This is a genomic window from uncultured Campylobacter sp., assembly GCF_937997465.1.
Classification (GTDB): Bacteria; Campylobacterota; Campylobacteria; order Campylobacterales; family Campylobacteraceae; genus Campylobacter_A.
On the sequence record NZ_CALKTQ010000234.1, the window covers coordinates 1 to 3,547 of the forward strand.

A 3,547-nucleotide genomic window follows, 5' to 3' on the forward strand; every position below is an offset into this window, starting at 1 on the left:
ATCAGAAACTATTGAAATTGATAAGAGAAAATCCGCTTAAGTTTAATTGAGCCAACACAATTATTAATCACTAGCTTAAGGCAAAGCCACCAAATATAAATATCGGCATCGTTTGGGGATTCGCTGGCTAGTCCATGGCATATTTTATTTCTGTAGTTTAGTCCCATCGGCTCCGTTAGCAAAAATTTTAGCTCTTCCGTCAAATCTCTCCCAAGTAATTCATATATTTTTGGTTCTTGCAAAAGTGAGTTTATATTTTTCCGATTCCACGCCGTTTTCATTGATAGTTGTCGTAGGGATTTTTTCTTGTCGCATCAAAATTCTTGTCAAATGTTCTATTTGAGGTATCATTAAATAACTTGAAACCAAAAAGTCTCTATCAAAACCGTAATATAAACCCTGTATCCAGATATCTATCCTATCAGCCGTAACCACACTAGAAATTTTTGCAAATATCATAAATGCAGCACACAAACACTCTATACTCCTCTAATTTTTGCCAAAATGCAGGCATTATCGCCGCTATTATTTTTGGTATATAGATTGCCCGTGCTACTCATGCGAGCTCTTTTGTGTTTAAATAAATTAGCATTTAACAAATATGTTGACCAAATTTGAACCCAACGCAATTATATATTATTCTTACTCTTTGCGTATATTGGTATGTCGAATCACTCCACCATCGCAAATTTGACTAGTCTCGGCTGAGCTATTCGCTCGTAGTCTTTCGTATTTAAAATGATAGAATGATCTAGCAAGCCTGCATTAAAGGCAAGCTCGGCATAGCGCGTAAGCAGGCTATGATCAGCGATCAGCTCCAGCTCCTCATGAAAGCTAAACGGCGGAACGCTACCAAAGACGCAGTCGGTTAGCCGCATGACCTCGTCAGGACTCGCTAGGCTTGCCCTAGTGCCGCCCAGCACCTGTGCGATGAGCTGCAAATCAGCCTTGTAGTCCGCTGGCAGTACGGCTAAAACATATCGCTTTGCGCCCCCGCCCTTTACGACGCAAACGAGCGCTTTTGCCCCCTGCCCTAGCTCCGTGCCGCGCACTACGGCAACCTCGGCCGATGTTTTTGCGCTAGCGTGAGATACGGTGCGAAAGTCCGCATTTTGCGAGCTTAGTAGCTCTTTTAGCTTCTCAAAAATTTGCTCAGACATCGTTGTTCCTTTATTTAAGATTTAGTTTAAATTATACAGCAAATTTTAAAACCGCCCTGCTCTTTTTTGGAAATTTAACAAGCTAAATGCATCTAAATTTGACCACATCTTGAGCCGCTTAAATTTAAATATTTTTGGCTATCATTTCGTAAATTTGCCTTAAAATAAACGTAAAGAAAAAGAGCAAATTTACAAAGGAAAAATCATGCAGATCGACAAAATCCAAATCGAAGCGGGTTGGAAAGAAGCGCTAAAAGAGGAGTTTTTGAGCGAAAATTTCGCTCGCGTAAAGGAAAATTTCTTGCGCGCAAAGGCTGCCGGCGAAGTATATCCGCCAAACGCGCTGATATTTAACGCCTTTAATCTCACGCCGTTTAACGCCGTCAAGGTCGTGATCCTGGGCCAAGACCCATACCACGGCCCGGGGCAGGCGATGGGGCTAAGCTTCGCTGTACCGCACGGCGTCAAAATCCCGCCGAGCCTCGCCAACATCTACAAAGAAATCCGCGACGATCTGGGCATAACTGAGCCAAACTCAGGTGATCTGAGCTACTGGGCGAAGCAGGGCGTGCTGCTGCTAAATGCGACGCTAAGCGTTAGTGCAGGGCAGGCTAACTCGCACTCAAATTTCGGCTGGCAGGAGTTTACGGACGCTGCGATCAGGAAGCTTAGCGATTGCGCCCAGAACGTCGTTTTCATGCTATGGGGCAACCCGGCTAAGGCCAAAATCCCTCTCATCGACGCTAACAAACACCTTGTACTAACGGCAGCGCATCCAAGCCCGTTAGCGCGCGGCGCGTTTTTTGGTTGCAGGCACTTTTCAAAGGCGAATTTGTATCTCGCCGAACACGGCAAAGCGCCGATAGATTGGGATTTAAACAACGCTAGTTAGTGTGCTTTTATGCGGCTGCGACAAAACGAGCTTTTATGATTTGGCTAAAGCGAGTTTGCAAAATTTAGTAAGCATACAATTTTAATTGTGCCAGGCTACATTAAATTTGCATTCAAAAGCTTGCCAGACTAGGTTTGGCGGGTTTCAAATTTGATTGTAGAGCTTTTGGCTCTACTCGGCAAAAGAGACTCAAATTTCTCTATAAAATACGCCTACTTTTGCGCCTTTTCCGCTCTCATCTCATCTAACATGGATTTTATCTTGGCCGATTCGCGCTCACAAAATTTCTCGTCGCCGCTTTGTATGATTAGCGCTGCTTGGCCCTCCTGAGCTTTTTGCAGCTCGCTAAATTTGAGCTCAAAGAGCCTAAAGGCCTGCGGATCGTCTTTTAGCTGCTTAGATTTTATTTCATAAAGCTCGTTTAGGTAAATTTTGCTTTGATTCACGTACTCCTCGCATGCGTTTTGAGCGCCTAAAGCCAGTGTACCCAGAGCGTAAAATATCAATATTTTTCTCATCGCCGTCCTTTAAATTTGCGAAATTATACACTTTTTTAGGTTTTAAATTTTATAATTTTCAAAAATTTAAAGGTGGAAAATGAGACGAAAAGATAGAGAACTAACCGCGCAAGAAGGGCTTGCGATCATCGATGCGTGCGAATACGGCACGATCTCTTGCGTCGATGAGGCGGGCGAGATCTTTAGCGTGCCGATCTCGGTCGTGCGCGAGGGCGAGAGCGTGTTTTTGCACGGCGCGCCTGCAGGCTCTAAGGCAAAGCTACTAAAAGATGGCAAGAGCGTGACGCTAGTTTGCGTGAGCTACGCGCGGGTACCGGTTCTAACAGACGAGCAGCTAGATGCGATCAAGGACGACGGTAAGGCGCTTGGCGCGAAAGTTTTTACGACCGAATACAAATCCGCCGTCGCCATGACCAAGGCTTACGCCGTGACGGACGAGGCGGCGAGGCTGCACGCGCTGCGGCTACTTAGCAAAAAATACACGCCAAACTACATGCGTACCTTCGACGTCGCGGCAGCTCACGGGCTAAAAGCGATGAATATATACGAGCTAAAGATCGCGAGCGTAACGGCAAAGGCAAAGATTATTCGGAATTAAATTTTCGCTTTGGGGTGGCAAATTTGATAAATATATAAAATTTGGATAGTAACTAAGAATTTGAAAAAACAAAAAATCCCTCCAAGCGGAGGGATAAAAATTATTTAGGTAGCGTAGCTATAACTTGCTTCATTTGTTCAAGGGCAGGTTTGCAAGCGGCCTCTTGTGAGTCTTGCGGAAGCTGAGCGAACTGGGCTTTTTGATCTTCGTAAGTAGATTTCATAGCCGCCATTTGCGGGTTGTCTTTAGTTTTTTCGACGAACTCGTCGACCAGTTTAAAGTACTCTTCGCAAGAAGGCGAAAGCTCAACCGTGGCAGCGGCATTTGCGCTCATTACGCCAAGGGCGGCGATTACTAACAATGACTTTTTCATATATTC

Annotated in this window: 7 protein-coding genes; 2 read left to right on the forward strand and 5 right to left on the reverse strand. The window is 44.8% G+C overall.

What is annotated here, in order from left to right:
- Positions 1 to 8 precede the first annotated feature (8 nt).
- From Q0546_RS11985 to Q0546_RS07865, 3 genes are all read right to left on the reverse strand, one after another.
- Entirely contained in the window at positions 9 to 281 is a 273-nt protein-coding gene (locus tag Q0546_RS11985) for a DUF4209 domain-containing protein (protein ID WP_366519259.1), read from the reverse strand.
- A complete protein-coding gene (locus Q0546_RS07860; RefSeq protein ID WP_298791975.1) occupies positions 220 to 474 on the reverse strand; it encodes a hypothetical protein in 255 nt (84 codons plus the stop codon). The genes Q0546_RS11985 and Q0546_RS07860 overlap by 62 nt, the downstream gene beginning before the upstream one ends.
- Before the next feature lie 197 nt (positions 475 to 671).
- Complete coding sequence (locus tag Q0546_RS07865) at positions 672 to 1,160, reverse strand: YbaK/prolyl-tRNA synthetase associated domain-containing protein (RefSeq protein ID WP_298791977.1); 489 nt, start codon at positions 1,158 to 1,160, stop codon at positions 672 to 674.
- A 205-nt stretch (positions 1,161 to 1,365) separates the two neighbouring features.
- On the opposite strand from Q0546_RS07865, the gene ung reads away from it, so the two are divergent.
- Positions 1,366 to 2,052, forward strand: a complete 687-nt coding sequence (ung, locus tag Q0546_RS07870) for a uracil-DNA glycosylase (RefSeq protein WP_004321791.1) — start codon at positions 1,366 to 1,368, stop codon at positions 2,050 to 2,052.
- Between the two features lie 212 nt (positions 2,053 to 2,264).
- Here the strand turns inward: ung and Q0546_RS07875 are convergent, their stop codons facing one another.
- Positions 2,265 to 2,570 (reverse strand): hypothetical protein, encoded by a 306-nt coding sequence (locus tag Q0546_RS07875; RefSeq protein ID WP_298791979.1) that lies wholly within the window; start codon positions 2,568 to 2,570, stop codon positions 2,265 to 2,267.
- Between the two features lie 79 nt (positions 2,571 to 2,649).
- Here Q0546_RS07875 and Q0546_RS07880 point away from each other — a divergent pair, with 79 nt between their 5' ends.
- Positions 2,650 to 3,168 (forward strand): pyridoxamine 5'-phosphate oxidase family protein, encoded by a 519-nt coding sequence (locus tag Q0546_RS07880; RefSeq protein ID WP_298791981.1) that lies wholly within the window; start codon positions 2,650 to 2,652, stop codon positions 3,166 to 3,168.
- Positions 3,169 to 3,268: 100 nt separating this feature from the next.
- On the opposite strand, the gene Q0546_RS07885 is transcribed toward Q0546_RS07880, so the two are convergent.
- The coding region (locus Q0546_RS07885) for a DUF5339 family protein (RefSeq protein WP_298791983.1) at positions 3,269 to 3,547 on the reverse strand (279 nt) is incomplete at its 5' end.

Excerpts from the sequence above, each read along its gene's own strand:
- Q0546_RS11985 (WP_366519259.1), bottom strand. The coding sequence starts at position 281 with ATGAAAACGGCGTGGAATCGGAAAAATATAAACTCACTTTTGCAAGAA.
- Q0546_RS07865 (WP_298791977.1), bottom strand. The coding sequence starts at position 1,160 with ATGTCTGAGCAAATTTTTGAGAAGCTAAAAGAGCTACTAAGCTCGCAA.
- ung (WP_004321791.1), top strand. The coding sequence starts at position 1,366 with ATGCAGATCGACAAAATCCAAATCGAAGCGGGTTGGAAAGAAGCGCTA.
- Q0546_RS07875 (WP_298791979.1), bottom strand. The coding sequence starts at position 2,570 with ATGAGAAAAATATTGATATTTTACGCTCTGGGTACACTGGCTTTAGGC.
- Q0546_RS07880 (WP_298791981.1), top strand. The coding sequence starts at position 2,650 with ATGAGACGAAAAGATAGAGAACTAACCGCGCAAGAAGGGCTTGCGATC.